Annotated in this window: 13 protein-coding genes; 10 read left to right on the top strand and 3 right to left on the bottom strand. The window is 61.4% G+C overall.

The features are described 5' to 3' along the window. Positions 1-52: 52 nt before the first annotated feature. Complete coding sequence (locus tag LOL23_RS06585; protein ID WP_160977969.1) at positions 53-946, bottom strand: LysR family transcriptional regulator; 894 nt, start codon at positions 944-946, stop codon at positions 53-55. A gap of 450 nt (positions 947-1,396) precedes the next feature. Between LOL23_RS06585 and LOL23_RS06590 the strand changes: the two genes are divergently transcribed. After that, the gene (locus LOL23_RS06590; protein WP_160977967.1) at positions 1,397-1,843 is read left to right on the top strand and encodes a DoxX family protein; all 447 of its coding nucleotides are present in this window, start codon (positions 1,397-1,399) and stop codon (positions 1,841-1,843) included. Between the two features lie 174 nt (positions 1,844-2,017). Continuing rightward, positions 2,018-2,821, top strand: coding sequence for a DODA-type extradiol aromatic ring-opening family dioxygenase (locus LOL23_RS06595; RefSeq protein WP_160977965.1), 804 nt, complete (start codon positions 2,018-2,020; stop codon positions 2,819-2,821). Positions 2,822-2,986: 165 nt separating this feature from the next. Here the strand turns inward: LOL23_RS06595 and LOL23_RS06600 are convergent, their stop codons facing one another. Next, entirely contained in the window at positions 2,987-3,691 is a 705-nt protein-coding gene (locus LOL23_RS06600; protein WP_160977963.1) for a GntR family transcriptional regulator, read from the bottom strand. Positions 3,692-3,819: 128 nt separating this feature from the next. Here LOL23_RS06600 and LOL23_RS06605 point away from each other — a divergent pair, with 128 nt between their 5' ends. The 8 genes from LOL23_RS06605 (at position 3,820) to LOL23_RS06640 (ending at position 13,383) form a co-directional block, all read left to right on the top strand. After that, positions 3,820-5,109 carry a pyridoxal-phosphate-dependent aminotransferase family protein gene (locus LOL23_RS06605; protein WP_160977961.1) on the top strand — a complete coding sequence of 430 codons (1,290 nt, stop codon included), beginning with the start codon at positions 3,820-3,822 and terminating at the stop codon, positions 5,107-5,109. Positions 5,110-5,218: 109 nt separating this feature from the next. After that, positions 5,219-6,265: a TRAP transporter substrate-binding protein gene (locus LOL23_RS06610; protein ID WP_160977959.1), complete on the top strand. Its 1,047-nt coding sequence runs from the start codon at positions 5,219-5,221 to the stop codon at positions 6,263-6,265. Beyond that, positions 6,265-6,945: a TRAP transporter small permease subunit gene (locus tag LOL23_RS06615; RefSeq protein ID WP_237173304.1), complete on the top strand. Its 681-nt coding sequence runs from the start codon at positions 6,265-6,267 to the stop codon at positions 6,943-6,945. Before LOL23_RS06610 ends, LOL23_RS06615 begins: the two co-directional genes overlap by 1 nt. Beyond that, a complete protein-coding gene (locus LOL23_RS06620; protein WP_160977955.1) occupies positions 6,945-8,237 on the top strand; it encodes a TRAP transporter large permease in 1,293 nt (430 codons plus the stop codon). Before LOL23_RS06615 ends, LOL23_RS06620 begins: the two co-directional genes overlap by 1 nt. A 24-nt stretch (positions 8,238-8,261) precedes the next feature. Beyond that, positions 8,262-9,671, top strand: a complete 1,410-nt coding sequence (locus tag LOL23_RS06625) for an amidase (RefSeq protein WP_237173305.1) — start codon at positions 8,262-8,264, stop codon at positions 9,669-9,671. A gap of 144 nt (positions 9,672-9,815) precedes the next feature. Beyond that, positions 9,816-10,607: a fumarylacetoacetate hydrolase family protein gene (locus LOL23_RS06630; RefSeq protein WP_160977951.1), complete on the top strand. Its 792-nt coding sequence runs from the start codon at positions 9,816-9,818 to the stop codon at positions 10,605-10,607. 285 nt (positions 10,608-10,892) lie between these two features. Next, positions 10,893-11,816, top strand: a complete 924-nt coding sequence (locus LOL23_RS06635; protein WP_160977949.1) for a DMT family transporter — start codon at positions 10,893-10,895, stop codon at positions 11,814-11,816. Positions 11,817-11,967: 151 nt separating this feature from the next. Then, positions 11,968-13,383: an amidase gene (locus tag LOL23_RS06640; protein WP_160977947.1), complete on the top strand. Its 1,416-nt coding sequence runs from the start codon at positions 11,968-11,970 to the stop codon at positions 13,381-13,383. 92 nt (positions 13,384-13,475) lie between these two features. Here LOL23_RS06640 and LOL23_RS06645 read toward each other — a convergent pair whose 3' ends face one another. Continuing rightward, positions 13,476-13,931 (bottom strand): peroxiredoxin family protein, encoded by a 456-nt coding sequence (locus tag LOL23_RS06645; RefSeq protein WP_237173333.1) that lies wholly within the window; start codon positions 13,929-13,931, stop codon positions 13,476-13,478. Positions 13,932-13,942 lie beyond the last annotated feature (11 nt).

The raw sequence follows: 13,942 nt of genomic DNA on the forward strand, positions 1-13,942 counted from the left end.
TTCTTGCGCAAGGTAACGAAACAAAACGTCTGTTTCCGTGCCCCAATCGATGTCACCATGTCCGGCCCCCCAGCGCTTGCCGCAGGTAATCAATCAGTAGCCGTACCTTGGGCGAAACATGCTGTCTGCTCGGGTAGAGCGCGTATACGCCCAGCTCTATCGAACGGTAGTTGGGCATGATTTCTTCGAGCGCGCCGCTGCGCAGGTCATCGCCCACAAGAAACGATGGTTGCAGAATGATACCCATGTGTTGCAGGGCGGCATCGCGGCAGGTGTCGCCGCTATTGGTGCGCATGCGCGGGTTGACATTGACGCTTACCGGCCCGTCGGGCCCCGTGAAGGCCCATTGGTCGCCCATGGAAAACAGGCTGTAGGCCAGGATGGAGTGGCTCGCCAGTTCGGCGGGCTCAGTGGGGCGGCCGTGCTCATCAAGATAGCGCGGCGAGGCGCACAACACCATGCGTGTGCTCGATAACTGACGGCTGATGAGCGATGAGCTGCGCAGCCGCCCGACGCGTATCACCAGATCGTAGCCTTCTTCCACCACATCCACCAGGCGATCGGCCAGTGTAATGTCCAGCATCACGGCTGGGTGCTGGGCCATGAAGCCGCCCCACAACGGTGCCAGATGCAGCAGGCCGAAGGTAACGGGCGCGTTGATCTTAAGCGGGCCGCGCGCCTCGCCGGTGCCGGCGGTGATCTCGGCCTCGGCTTCGTCCACGTCGGCCAACACGGCCTTGCTGCGTATGTGGAAGGTGGCGCCTTCGCCGGTGAGTGAAAGGCGCCGGGTGGTGCGGTTAAGCAAGCGCACACCCAACCGGCTCTCGAGTTCGTTCAGTGTGCGCGACACTGCCGCCTTTGATAAGCCGAGCATATCGGCCGCACCGACAAAACTGCCGCAATCGACGATGGCGACAAACACCTTCATTTCCTGGAAGCGGTCCATACGGTTCGCGTCGTGCCCTCGCTGCAATCATGGGGTGGGCCGCCACGCACAAATTGCGCGGCGGAGATTTCGCCGGATAACGACCCCTCACACGCCTAAGCTCCGTGACGCATCGGTTCACGAAACCAGACATGTGCCTGAACCATGTGATGCATCGGCTTGGAAAACAAGGCGGGGCCTGAACCGGTGTAATGCCCCCGCTCAGGAAAGCTGGCACCCGCGTGCATTTGGTGATGCACCGGTTCCGGAAACCTGGAATGCAGGGAAGAATATCGAATATTGTTTTGTAAAAGTAAACAGTGAGTTTAATACAAATATGTTTATTTCTTGATGTGGAACAAATACAGTGACATCCATGGCTGCCCCGGTATCCCCTTCTATGCTGGTCGGAGCGGGGGCTGAACCACGAAACGTCTGTACCGTTCATGCTTTCATCAAGGAAACCTAATCATGACCACCATCGCTGCAAACACAACTGCCGCCGCACAAGCGTCGACCTCCTCGAGCCTGCTGAGCCTGTTTGGCCGGCTCGCCATCATCGCGCTGTTCCTGCCCGCGGGCCTGAGCAAGATCACCGGCTTTGCCGGCACCGTGGGCTACATTAATTCTATTGGCCTGCCTGCGCCCACGCTGGCCGCCATTGTCGCCATCATTGTTGAGGTAGGCGGCAGCCTGGCGCTTATTGCCGGCTTCCACACGCGTATCGCGGCGTTGGTCATGGCTGTATTCACCGTTGTGGCCACGTTCTCCTTCCATACGTTCTGGTCTGTGCCTGCCGACCAGGTGATGATGCAGCAACTGCTGTTCTACAAGAACATTGCTGTGATTGGTGGCCTGCTGACCTTGGCTGCCCATGGCGCGGGTGCTCTCAGCATGGACGCGCGCCGCGGCCGCTGAGCAGCGCTGCGTATTTCGACATGCGCCGCAGCCGCCCAACGCGGCTTATGTCGATACGCGCTGTGGCGGTAGACCGGCGCTGCGTGCGTCGATACGCGTCGCAGCTGCTGAGCTGTTTCGCGCAATATGTCCCTCCGGCCACCCGGAGGGAACCGTCTTTCCGGAGATCCCATCATGTCTGACCTGTCTATTGCACCCGTATTGTTTATTTCCCACGGGGCGCCGACGTTTGCGCTGGAGCCCGGCCGCCTGGGCCCCCGCTTGACGCGGGCGGGCCGCGGCCTGACAGGTGCCCGCGCCATTCTGGTGGTGTCACCGCACTGGCAGACGCGCGACCTGGAGGTCGCCACTACGGCGGCTCCGGAAACCATCCATGATTTTGGTGGTTTCCCAGCCGCCCTGTATGCCCTGCGCTATCCGGTGGCCGGCGCCCCGGAGGCCGCCGCGAAGGCACTGACCCTCTTGCGTGAAAGCGGCTGGCCCGTTCGCGAGGATACCGAGCGCGGGCTGGACCATGGCGCATGGGTGCCGCTGATGCATTTGCTGCCCGATGCCAACATACCTGCCTTCCAGGTGTCGCTGCCCCATGCGCTGGACACGCACGGCGCGGTAGCGTTGGGGCGGGCACTGGCGCCCCTGCGCCAGCAAGGCATTGCCATCATTGGCTCGGGCAGCATGACGCACAATCTGTATGAGTTCCGCGGCCAGAATACGCGTGTCGAGCCTTATGTCGAGGAATTCAGCGCCTGGGTGGATGCAGCGGTGCGGGCCCCGAACCTACCCTTGTTGGCAGACTACCGCGCTCTGGCGCCCCACGCGCAGCGCGCCCATCCCACCGAGGAGCATTTTCTGCCTCTGCTGGTGGCCATGGCGGCAACCGGCGGCAATGAGGCGCCGGTACTGCTGGACGATGAAGTGACCTACGGCGTGCTTTCCATGGCTTCGTATGCCTGGGGGCTGAAAGAGGCGGCCGCCTGACCTGGCATCGGCCGCCTGATTCGACGGCATCCCGGTGCGGCCCCCAGTATGGATAGCGCCAATCAACCGACGCAGGCGCCGGTGTGGGCAACGCCAATCAACCGGAGCGGATGTATGCGCGGATAGCGTCAAGCAGCCGGTACGGGCGCTTGAGGGCAGCCTCGGTCAGCCGGCCAGTGCGCCGGCATCTTTCTCGCGGGCTGCCGTGCGGTGTTCGAGCACGGCATCGCGCTTGCGCCGCAAATGCTGCTCAAGCAGCTGGCGTGCAGCTGTGCTGTCGCGCTGTTGCAGCGCCGCCAGGATCTGCGCATGCTCATTGAGCGCATGTGCCCATTTCTGTTCGTCTTGGTTTGAACGAAAGCGCAGCGCATGCATGCGGCTGTTCAACTGCTTCCAGGTGTCGCGCAAAACCGGGTTGCGGGCGGCTTCGCTCAGTAGATCGTGGGTGCGTGCGTTGAGCCGGTAATACGTTGGCAAGTCGCGGCGTTCGAAGGCGGCCTGCATTTCGTGTTGCAGCGCGCGCAGCTCGGTGAGCTCCGGCTCGGTAACACGCTGCGCAGCCAGCTCGCCGGCCAGGCCTTCGAGAGACGCCAGCACATCGAATGCATTGGCAATGTCGTCGTCGGTGAGAACCGGCGCGAACGCGCCGCGGCCAGGTTCGAGCACGACCAAGCCTTCGGCGGCGAGCAGGCGGATGGCTTCGCGCAATGGGGTGCGTGAAACCCCGAGAATCTCGCAAAGCTCGCGTTCGTTGAGTTTGCTGCCAGGCTTGAGCGTGCCCTGGACAAGCAGTTCGCGCAGACGCGCAGCCACCCGCTGGTGCAGGGTGTCGCGGACTACGCTCATGTCGGCAGGAGGAGTAGTATTCATTTTTGTATTATATATTCAAAAAAGCACGAAAACATCGGGTAATCCCCGACTAACTTATAGAGTGGGCTTTCTGCTATTGTATTTTGTATAACGTATAACCACACCACTCTCGTTAGGAGATGCCCGCAATGCCTAATCTGAATTTCCACCCTGCTGGACGCCACTATCTTCAGATTCCCGGCCCCAGCCCGGTTCCCGACCGCATTCTGCGGGCCATCAGCTACCCCACGATAGACCATCGCGGCCCCGAGTTTGGGGTGCTGGGTCGTAAAGTGCTGGGTGAAATCGGAAAGATCTTCAAGACCAAACATCCAGTCGTTATCTATCCGGCCTCGGGCACGGGCGCGTGGGAAGCTGCGCTCAGCAATACCATGAGCAAGGGCGATACGGTTCTGATGTATGAAACCGGCCACTTCGCCACGCTCTGGAAGAAGATGGCCGAGCGGCTGGGGCTGAAGCCGGAGTTCTTGGGGCTGCCGGGTATCGAAGGGTGGCGCCGTGGCGTGCAGGCCGACATGGTTGAGGCGCGCCTCAAACAGGACGCCGGCCACACCATCAAGGCGGTATGTGTCGTACACAACGAAACTTCCACTGGTGTCACATCCGACATTGCCGCCGTGCGCCGCGCCATTGACGCCGCCGGGCATCCGGCGCTGCTGATGGTCGATACCATCTCGGGGCTGGCGTCGGCCGATTATCGCCACGATGAATGGGGGGTCGATGTCACGGTCAGCGGTTCCCAAAAAGGTTTGATGCTTCCTCCGGGCATCAGTTTCAATGCGCTTTCGCCCAAGGCGCTGGAAGCCAGCAAGCGTGCCACCCTGGGCCGTTCGTTCTGGGCCTGGGACGAAATCGTCGAAATGAACAAGACAGGCTATTGGCCTTATACGCCCAACACCAACCTGTTGTATGGCTTGTCGGAAGCGCTGGACATGATCCAGGAAGAGGGGCTGGACAACGTGTTTGCCCGTCACCAGCGCCTCGCCGCCGCCTGCCGCGCAGCTGTGAATGCGTGGGGGCTGGAAATTCAGTGCGTTGAGGAGGCCTGCCATTCTCCCGTGCTGACAGGTGTGATGATGCCCAAGGGTGTAGACGCCGATCAGGTGCGCAAACTGATTTACGAGAACTTCAATATGTCGCTGGGCGCAGGCCTGGGCAAGCTGAAGGGTCTGATGTTCCGCATCGGCCACCTGGGCGATGCCAATGATTTGACGCTGATCGCTACGCTCGGTGGCTGTCAGATGGGCCTGAGCATGGCGGGTGTGGCGCTGAAGGGCGATGGCGTGGCCGCCGCGATGGCGCATTTGCAGGCCACCGCCAAGCCGCAGGCGCGCCACCCGAACGAGTCATCCATCACCCAACCTCACGCTAAACAAGGAGCGCAGCAACAGGAAGAAACGCTGGAAGGTACGCTGTAAGGCGCGAATGCGCATATCGTCAGCGCACTGACCAATACCCATACAAGCACCAACATCCTGCACACACGCTACAACAACAACGCCACAATACAGCCTCGAGGAGACAACGATGTCGAAGAACTATCTACGTATCATGGTGGCGGCCGCGCTGGCCGCCGGGCTTTGCGCGGGCGCGTCGGCCGCCGAAGCCCTGAAGCTCCGTGTTATCGGCCAGCCCCTGGCCACAGGTCTGATCCAGGCCAAGAAAGAACAGCCTTTCTTCGAAAAGTTCAAGGAGAGCACCGGTCTGCCGATCGAGATGGATTACAAACCCATCGATACGCTGGGCATCAAAGACACAGAAGAATTGCGGGTGTTGAAGTCCGGGCTGTTTGAAATGGCGTCGCTGCGCTTTCCCCAGAACGCGCGCGATGAACCGACGCTGCTGGGATTTGACCTGGTTGGCCTGAACCCCGACTACCCGACGGCGCGCAAGGTGGTGGATGCGTTCTACAAGCAAGCCGACGAACGGTTGCAGAAGCAGTTCGGCGTCAAGCTGCTGGGCGTATTCCCCTTTGGCCCCCAGATTCTGTTCTGCAACAAACCCATCACCAAGCTGGCCGATATCAAAGGCTTGAAGGTGCGCGTATACGACCAGAATCTCGCCAAGTTCATCGACTCGCTGGGTGGCACGCCCGTACCCATTTCGTTTGCCGACACGCATCAGTCTTTGTCGCTGGGGGTGGTGGATTGCGCCATTACCGGCCCCAGTTCCGCCAACTCGTCGGGCTGGCCTGAAGTGACGACGCACCAATTGCCAATCGGCTTCCAGATGGCAATAAACGGCTACGTCATCACCAAAAGGGCATGGGACAAACTGTCCTCCGAGCAGCAGACCAAGCTGCAGGCGGCGGTGACTGCCATGACGAACGATATCTGGACCTACTCTGAAGCCTTGTTCAAGGATGCCGTAAGCTGTAATGCCGGCAAAGCTTGTGAAACCGGCAAGAAGTTCAAGCTAGTCGATGTGCCCGTCTCCGATGCCGATAGGGCCATGCTCAAGGACGCCGTCACCAAGGTGTCGCTACCCGCATGGTCTGATGTGTGCAACAAGGTCAACAAAGGTTGTGTAGACAACTGGAAAACGGCCGTCGGCCCGGTAGTGGGGATCAAATGATGAGCGCGGCCCCATCCAAGAACCTGCCGCGGTTCGCCGCGGCGAATACAGAAGGTGCGGCGGTGGGGCACGCGAGCAGCGAAACCGGGCCTAAGGCCCGGGCTCGCGGCATGCAGCGTGTCGAAGCCGTGCTGGGCGTTCTGTTTGGCGTTATCTTTCTGGCACTGTCGGCGATTGTCTCGGTCGAGACTATTTGCCGGAAAGTGTTCAACTTTTCGCTGCAAGGGGCGGATGAACTTGGTGGCTACGCACTGGCCGTTGGTTCGACCCTGGCATTCAGCATTGCGCTGATCGGCCGCGCCCATATCCGGGTCGATGTGTTTCATGAGCGCTTCCCGAAACGTATGCAGGCTTGGCTGAACGCGCTGTCGGTGATCAGTCTCTCAGCATTCGGCCTGTTCATCGGGTGGAATGCCGTGCAGGTGCTGATCGATACGCTTTCCTACGGCAGTACAGCGCCCACACCCTGGGCCACACCCTTGATCTATCCTCAATCTGTCTGGTTCATTGCGCTGGGCATATTCGCGGCGATCAGCACGGTATATGGCCTTCGCGCCATCGGGCTGCTCCTGCGCCGGGATGAGTCGTCGCTGCTGCGCGAGTTCTCGCCCAAGAGCGTGAAGGAAGAGGTCAAGGAAGAGCTGGATGACCTGGCCAAGCGCCAGCAAGGAGAGGCGTGATGAGTGTAGCCATGATTTCCGTGGGTTTCTTCGCCATGCTGGCGATGATGCTGGTCGGCCTGCCTATTGTCGTCTCCATGGCGGCAGTAGGCATTGTCGGTGGCATCGCCGCCTATGGCATACCTTTCCTGGACTCCATCGCGCCCGTGGTGTGGGGCGTTCAGAACGATAACCTGTTGACGTGCATACCGCTGTTCGTGCTGTTGGGCGAACTGCTGCTGCGCTCAGGCATTGCCGACCGCATGTACACAACGCTGGCGGCATGGCTGGGCCGCCTGCCCGGCGGCCTGCTGCACACGAACATCGGCAGTAGCGCCTTGTTCGCCGCCACGTCAGGCTCGTCGGTGGCGACGGCTGCCACAGTGGGCACCGTTGCCTTGCCGTCGCTGCGCGCGCGCGGGTATTCAATGCGCTCTTCCCTCGGCTCGCTGGCCGCAGGGGGCACACTGGGCATCCTCATCCCGCCCAGCCTTAACATGATTGTTTATGGTTCGCTCACCAACAACTCCATCGGCAAGCTGTTCATCGCCGGCATCATCCCGGGCATTTTGCTGACGCTTATCTTTATGCTCTATATCGCAGGGGCGGCGCTCTGGAGCAAGGAGACCATGCGCGAAGAGAAAGTGCCGCTGGACGAGCGCATCCGCCTGCTGCGCCACTTCGTTCCGCCCGCAGTGGTGTTCGGCGTGGTGATGGGCAGCCTGTATTTCGGTATTGCCACCACAACTGAAAGCGCTGCGCTGGGTGTTATCGCCGCGCTGTTCTTCGTGTGGAAGTCGGGCAGGATGAGCTGGGAATTGATGCGCAATTGCTTTATTTCCAGCGCGCGCATCAGCGGCATGATCCTGCTGATCATGGTTGCCGCTTTTATCCTGAACCTTACGATCAGTCTGACAGGTGTCGCTGAGTCGATGACCAAATGGGTGGTGAGCCTCGGGTTTTCCGCCACCGGCCTGATCCTGGCGCTGTTGGTGTTTTACCTGATATTGGGCATGTTCATGGATGTGCTGTCCATGCAGGTGGCCACCATTCCCATCACCTATCCTATCGCGATGGCGCTTGGTGTCGATCCCATCTGGTACGGCATCTTCATCGTGCTGGTGTGCGAGTTGGGCATGATTACACCGCCGGTGGGTATGAATCTGTTCGTCGTGCATGGTATCCGGCCGGATAATGGCGGTATCCAGGATGCGATCTGGGGGGCTGTGCCGTATGCCATCATCATGATTCTGTTTACGCTGCTCCTGATGGCAGCACCCGGGCTGGCTACCTGGCTGCCGGCACAAATGTAATGTAGAGAGAACCAGGGATACACAATGATCGAGCAATCTGAAGTGTGGCGCCTGACAGCGGTGCGGCTGCATCAGCAGTATCGCGACGGCGCGCTTACGCCGACTGAGGTGGCGCAGGCTTGCCTGCGCCGGCTGGATGAGGTCAATCCGCAGCTGAACGCGGTGATCGCCCGGCGTGATGCGGCGATGCTTCGCGATGCGCAGGCGTCCACCGAACGTTATGCGGCAGGCCGTCCGCTGTCGGCGCTGGACGGCGTGCCCGTCAGCATCAAAGACAACTTGCAGACTAGCGACCAGCCAACAACGTGGGGGTCTCCCGCGCTGCGCACGCATCAGGCCGCCGCCGATGAGATGCCAGTGGCCCGCCTGCGGGAGGCGGGTGCGCTGTTCATCGGCAAGACCAACCTGCCTGAGTTCGCGCTGGAGGGCTATACCGACAATGTCCTGTTCGGCGCCACGGTCAATCCGTGGGATACGGCGCTTACGCCTGGCGGTTCCAGCGGCGGCGCGGTGGCGAGCGTGGCGGCGGGGGTGACACCGATTGCGCTTGGCACTGACGGTGGCGGTTCGATACGCCGCCCGGCCTCGCATTGCGGGCTGGTGGGGCTTAAACCCTCCATCGGCGCCATCGCACGTGATGAAGGCTTGCCATCGCTGCTGCTCGATTTCGAGGTGGCGGGGCCTTTGGCGCGTACGGTGGCGGATGCTCGGGCCATGTTTGCGGTGTTGCGCGGGCCGCAGGCCCTGGATCGACGATCGCTTTGCGCCGCCGAAGCCAGCCGCCGCTCGGCGGGCCATGAAACCTTGCGCATCCTTTATGTGCCCACGATAGACAGTGCACCGGTCGATTCGGAGATTGCAGGCCATTGCCGCCGGGCGGTGGATGTCTTGAGCGATCTCGGGCATGCGGTAAGCGAAGGCGTCATGCCGCTCAATCTTGCCTTCATGACTGAAGCATGGCCCATCGTGGGGCAGGTGGGCCTTGCGCGCATGTTCGAGCGTTTCCCGCAGTGGCGCGAGGCAGCTTCACCGAAATACCTGGAGATGGCGGAGCAGGGCGCTCGGTATAGCGCTGCGAGACTGTGGGCGGTGATGGATGATGTCGAAGTGCTGCGGCGCGATTGCGTGCACCTGTTCGGCCATTACGATGTATTGATTACGCCCGCGACGGCTGCCTTGCCGTGGCCGGCCACAGAGGCCTACCCACCCAAGATCAATGGGCAGCAGGTCGGGCCCCGTGGCCATGCGATATTCACGGGCTGGGTCAATGCGGCGGGTTTGCCCGCATTGGCTGTGCCGGTGGAGCCATCGGCATCCGGGCTGCCGATGGGTATCCAGATGATCGGGCGTTTCGGCGCCGATGATCAGTTGCTGGCGTTGGGCGAGGCTTACGAGGCGGCCGCGCCTTGGGCGCATCGCTGGCCGGAGCTTTGATGCTTTATCGTTTTAATGCGATGCCATTTTTACACGCGATCGCTTTGCTGCGTTGCCGTTCTGGCGTGTTGATATTTTGATGCCTCGCCGGCGCGCCCAGTGCCGGCGTCAACCGTGACTCTTCTCATACAGGAACTCATATTCATGTCATCCGTAATGCGTGCAGCGTCTCCAACCGATACCCAGCAGGTTGCTGACGCACTCATCGGCGCCCGCCGGGAAGGCAAGGTGCTGTCTGCGGCGCCCTACGACGGCGTGATCGCGACGGCTGAACAGGCATATGTCGTACAGGATGTGGTGGCCGATGCGCTTGGCTGGTTCGACGCCGGTTTTCCTGGGTACTGGAAGTCCGGCGGCCCCAATCGGGACGCCACGCTTACGCACGCATCATTGCCGCCCGCCGGGGTGTGGAACAGCCCGGCCGAGGCGGGGGTGTTCGTTTTTCACCGGCGTGGAATCGAAGCGGAAGTCGCGCTGCGCCTGGGTAGCGATATCGACCAGCACGCCGCCGCCCGTTTAGACGAGGAAAGTGCCCAGGCATTGATCGACGCCATGGCGGTGTCGCTCGAGATTGTGGATTCTCGCTGGCAGGAATGCATGGCAGCGCCTGCACTGCTGCGCCTTGCGGATCTACAGTGCCACGGCGCACTGGTGCTGGGGGATTGGCAGCCCTGGTCGGCACGCGATTGGGCGCAGCAGACCTGTCGTGTGCAGATCGGCGCACAGCCCATCACGGAGCGCCGCGGCACGCACCCGCTCGGCACCCCTACGTGGGGCCTGCCTGTCTGGTTGCGCCACGCCACGCGCAATGGCGCGGTCGTGCCTGCTGGAACGGTCGTTACCACAGGGACTTGGGTCGGCATTCTCGATGCTCAAGCTGGTGATCGCGTGATCGTCACCTTCGACGGCATAGGTTCGGCAGAAGTTCAGCTATAGCCGGCTGCGGCAGCCCATTGCCGCCAGCCACCTGTTCTTGCCCGGTACTCCTCGCTCTGCGCTGCACCCGTCGCCGTTTCGGGTGCTTTGCGCTGTACGCGTATCTTCTGCCTGCCGGCTACTCTCCCAGAGCCAGGTATTCTTCGCAGTGTTAGGCATCGTCGGTTGTGTCGGCCGCCCTTTGCTGTACCTGGCATTACTCTGCCTTGAATCGCCCCCGTACTACAATGGCGGCCTGTCACACCCTCGCCGCGCCGCCGCGATCCCTCAACAGAGAGCCTGAACGTGGATACCCGCCAATCTCTTGACGCCCGCGCTGTTGGGCTCATGCTCGTACTGTGCCTGATCTGGAGCATGCAGCAGATCCTGCTCAAGGCCACCCAGGCTGACATGGCACCAGTCTTGCAGATCGCCATACGGTCGGGCGCAGGTGTGCTGTTAGTCGGCCTGGTAATGTTGAGTCGGCACGAACGCCTAACGGTGGCCGATGGCATATGGAAGCCTGGGGTGGTTACGGGTGTGCTGTTCGGCCTCGAGTTTGTCATGGTCGGCCAGGGGCTGCAATACACCTCGGCTGCCCATAGCATTGTCTTTCTCTACACTGCCCCGATTTTCGCCGCGCTCGGCCTGCAATGGAAACTGCCATCGGAGCGGCTGGCACCCATGCAGTGGCTGGGTATATTGCTTGCGTTCAGTGGCATTGCGGTCGCTTTTTTGCTGCGAGGGCCGAGTGCCCTCGGGCCTGACATGCCAAATATGCTGCTAGGCGATTTTCTGGCCCTGATGGGCGGCCTGGCCTGGGGAGCCACCACTGTCGTGGTGCGCACGACACGGCTGGCTGCACTGCCGCCCACCCAACCGTTGCAGTATCAGTTGCTGGGAGGGCTCGTGATATTGCCTGGCGCCGCCATGCTGCTGGGCCAGACCACGTTTACGCTTACGCCTATGCTGTGGGGCAGCCTGCTGTTCCAGTCCCTTATGGTTTCCTTCGTTAGCTACTTGGCCTGGTATTGGCTGCTGAGTAAATACCTTGCCTCGCCTCTGGGCGTATTCTCGTTCCTGACGCCTATTATTGGCGTCATCCTGGGGGCCTGGCTGCTCAGCGAACCCATCGAGCCCGCCTTTCTCGCGGGTGCGCTGCTGGTACTCGGGGGTGTGGTTTTAGTGAGTGGCTATGGCTGGTGGCTGCAGGTAATGCGGCGAGTGTGAAGGGGGAGGCGCGAGGCGCCAGGTTGCCGCGCGCACAGCCGGCACGCGGCGCGCGGGTCGCCAATCTGTAAACCGCTGCTCCCGCTACGCTCGCATAACAAAGGCATGCAACAATGGCATGCAAAAGCGTGCCAAATAAAAAGGAGGCAGTATGGCAGCGGAAGAGGAGCTTTGTTATCTTAGCGCGACAGACATGGCGCACGCGGTGCGGACGCGAAAAATCGGCGTTCATGAGCTGATCAGCGCGCACATCAGCCGCGCCGAGCGCTTGAATCCGCGGATCAATGCCATTGTCACGTCCACGTTCGAGCAGGCGCTCAACCAGGCTCGTACGGCCGATACCCTGTTGTCCCAGGGCCATGTGCCTGGGCCTTTGTTCGGTTTGCCGGTTGCTCACAAAGACTCTTACCTCACCGAGGGTGTACGCACTACCTTCGGTTCGCTTGCATTCAAAGATTTCCGGCCCACCGTCGACAGCGCCGTGGTGGCGCGGCAGAAGGCGGCCGGTGCGATTTCGCTCGGCAAGACCAATCTGCCAGAGTTTGGCGCGGGCTCGCATACGTTCAATGAAGTCTTCGGGGCAACCCGCAACCCCTATGACACATCTGTATCCGCGGGCGGCAGCAGCGGGGGCAGCGCTGCGGCGTTGGCGGCGGGCCTGGTTGCGCTGGCGGATGGCTCGGACATGGGCGGGTCGCTGCGCAATCCGGCGAGTTTCTGCAATGTCGTGGGTCTGCGGCCATCCAGCGGGAGAGTGCCGCTGGCGCCAAGTGCGAATGCGTTCAATATGCTCACGGTTGGCGGCCCGATGGGTCGTAGCGTGCGCGATGTGGCACTTTTATTCAGCGTGCTGGCAGGGCCGCACGATGCCGATCCGCTCAGCCTGCCGGAGTGCGCTAGCGTATTCCGAGACATCTCGCCCATGGCCTGCGATGGCCTGCCCGTTGCGGTTAGCCCCACACTTGGGGGCCTGCCGGTCGAGCCTGAGGTGGCGCGTGTATTGGGCGAAGGGATCGATGCGCTGCGCGCCATGGGTTGCGCGGTGGATGAGGCCGAGCCCGATTTCAGTGGCGCCGACGAGAGCTTCGAAGTGCTGCGCGCACTCGCCTTTGCGGCCAACTATGGCCAGCTCAGGGCCGAGCGTGGTGAGTTGCTCAAGGACACGGTACGCTGGAACATCGACAAAGGTCTGACACTGACGGGCGCCGAAGTTGCACAGGCCGAGCGCAATCATACGGCGATGTTCCAGCGCATGCAGCGTTTGCTGGAGCAGTATCGTTTTCTGGTGGCGCCGGTTTCACAGGTATTGCCCTTTCCGGTGGATACCGAATATCCGCAACAGATCGCTGGTGTGGCCATGGAGCATTACATCGCCTGGATGCGATCCAGTTATCGCATCACGGTCACCGGCCATCCCTCGATCTCTGTGCCCTGCGGCTTCAGTGCAACCGGCCTGCCTGTCGGCATCCAGATCGTTGGCCGCCTGCGCGGCGAGCGTGAGCTGTTGGCTTTTGCTGCGATGTTTGAAGCGGCAAAGCCTGCGGGTATCAGGCGCCCCGTGCTGTAACCCCGCGTGTAAGACGGCCAGTGTGCGTAGGGGCTGTTTTCGCCACTGTGGCTGCCGGCCGTGTCGACACTGGCGCTGTGCCTGCCGTTTGCTCAAGAGGGCTCGGCAATCAACCGGCCTAACGCAGCGCCAAGCTGCAAGTCGTCCAGTTGGCCGAAATGGTGCAAGCGTATTCGGCCCTGGCGGTCAAGCAGCAGCAGCGTAGGTGTACCTTCCAAACCCAGCATCGCCATCGTTTTTGGTACGCCGCCATGAATTAAAGGCTCGTCGATCCCAACGGGAAACTGGACGCGGAATTCATGCAGGAACGCCTCAAGCGACGGCGCCCGCATGGCCTCATGGTGTTCGAACACAGTGTGCAGGCCAATCACCGCCACATTCTTCTGAGAGAACGCATCCCACACCCGCTTGGCCTGCGGGATGCCATGCAGCACGCATCCGGGGCACAGCATCTGGAAGGTATGCAGCACCACCACCCGCCCGCGCAGATCGTCGACCTGAATTGGCTGGGCCGTGTTGAACCATTGCGTCACATGCCAGGCGGGCATTTGCGGAAAAT

Source organism: Paracandidimonas lactea, assembly GCF_021653995.1.
GTDB lineage: Bacteria > Pseudomonadota > Gammaproteobacteria > Burkholderiales > Burkholderiaceae_B > Allopusillimonas > Allopusillimonas lactea.

What these genes read in the sequence shown, in the direction of transcription:
- LOL23_RS06585 (WP_160977969.1), bottom strand. Translation starts at nt 946, where the DNA reads ATGGACCGCTTCCAGGAAATGAAGGTGTTTGTCGCCATCGTCGATTGC.
- LOL23_RS06590 (WP_160977967.1), top strand. Translation starts at nt 1,397, where the DNA reads ATGACCACCATCGCTGCAAACACAACTGCCGCCGCACAAGCGTCGACC.
- LOL23_RS06595 (WP_160977965.1), top strand. Translation starts at nt 2,018, where the DNA reads ATGTCTGACCTGTCTATTGCACCCGTATTGTTTATTTCCCACGGGGCG.
- LOL23_RS06600 (WP_160977963.1), bottom strand. Translation starts at nt 3,691, where the DNA reads ATGAATACTACTCCTCCTGCCGACATGAGCGTAGTCCGCGACACCCTG.
- LOL23_RS06605 (WP_160977961.1), top strand. Translation starts at nt 3,820, where the DNA reads ATGCCTAATCTGAATTTCCACCCTGCTGGACGCCACTATCTTCAGATT.
- LOL23_RS06610 (WP_160977959.1), top strand. Translation starts at nt 5,219, where the DNA reads ATGTCGAAGAACTATCTACGTATCATGGTGGCGGCCGCGCTGGCCGCC.
- LOL23_RS06615 (WP_237173304.1), top strand. Translation starts at nt 6,265, where the DNA reads ATGAGCGCGGCCCCATCCAAGAACCTGCCGCGGTTCGCCGCGGCGAAT.
- LOL23_RS06620 (WP_160977955.1), top strand. Translation starts at nt 6,945, where the DNA reads ATGAGTGTAGCCATGATTTCCGTGGGTTTCTTCGCCATGCTGGCGATG.
- LOL23_RS06625 (WP_237173305.1), top strand. Translation starts at nt 8,262, where the DNA reads ATGATCGAGCAATCTGAAGTGTGGCGCCTGACAGCGGTGCGGCTGCAT.
- LOL23_RS06630 (WP_160977951.1), top strand. Translation starts at nt 9,816, where the DNA reads ATGTCATCCGTAATGCGTGCAGCGTCTCCAACCGATACCCAGCAGGTT.
- LOL23_RS06640 (WP_160977947.1), top strand. Translation starts at nt 11,968, where the DNA reads ATGGCAGCGGAAGAGGAGCTTTGTTATCTTAGCGCGACAGACATGGCG.
- LOL23_RS06645 (WP_237173333.1), bottom strand. Translation starts at nt 13,931, where the DNA reads ATGCCCGCCTGGCATGTGACGCAATGGTTCAACACGGCCCAGCCAATT.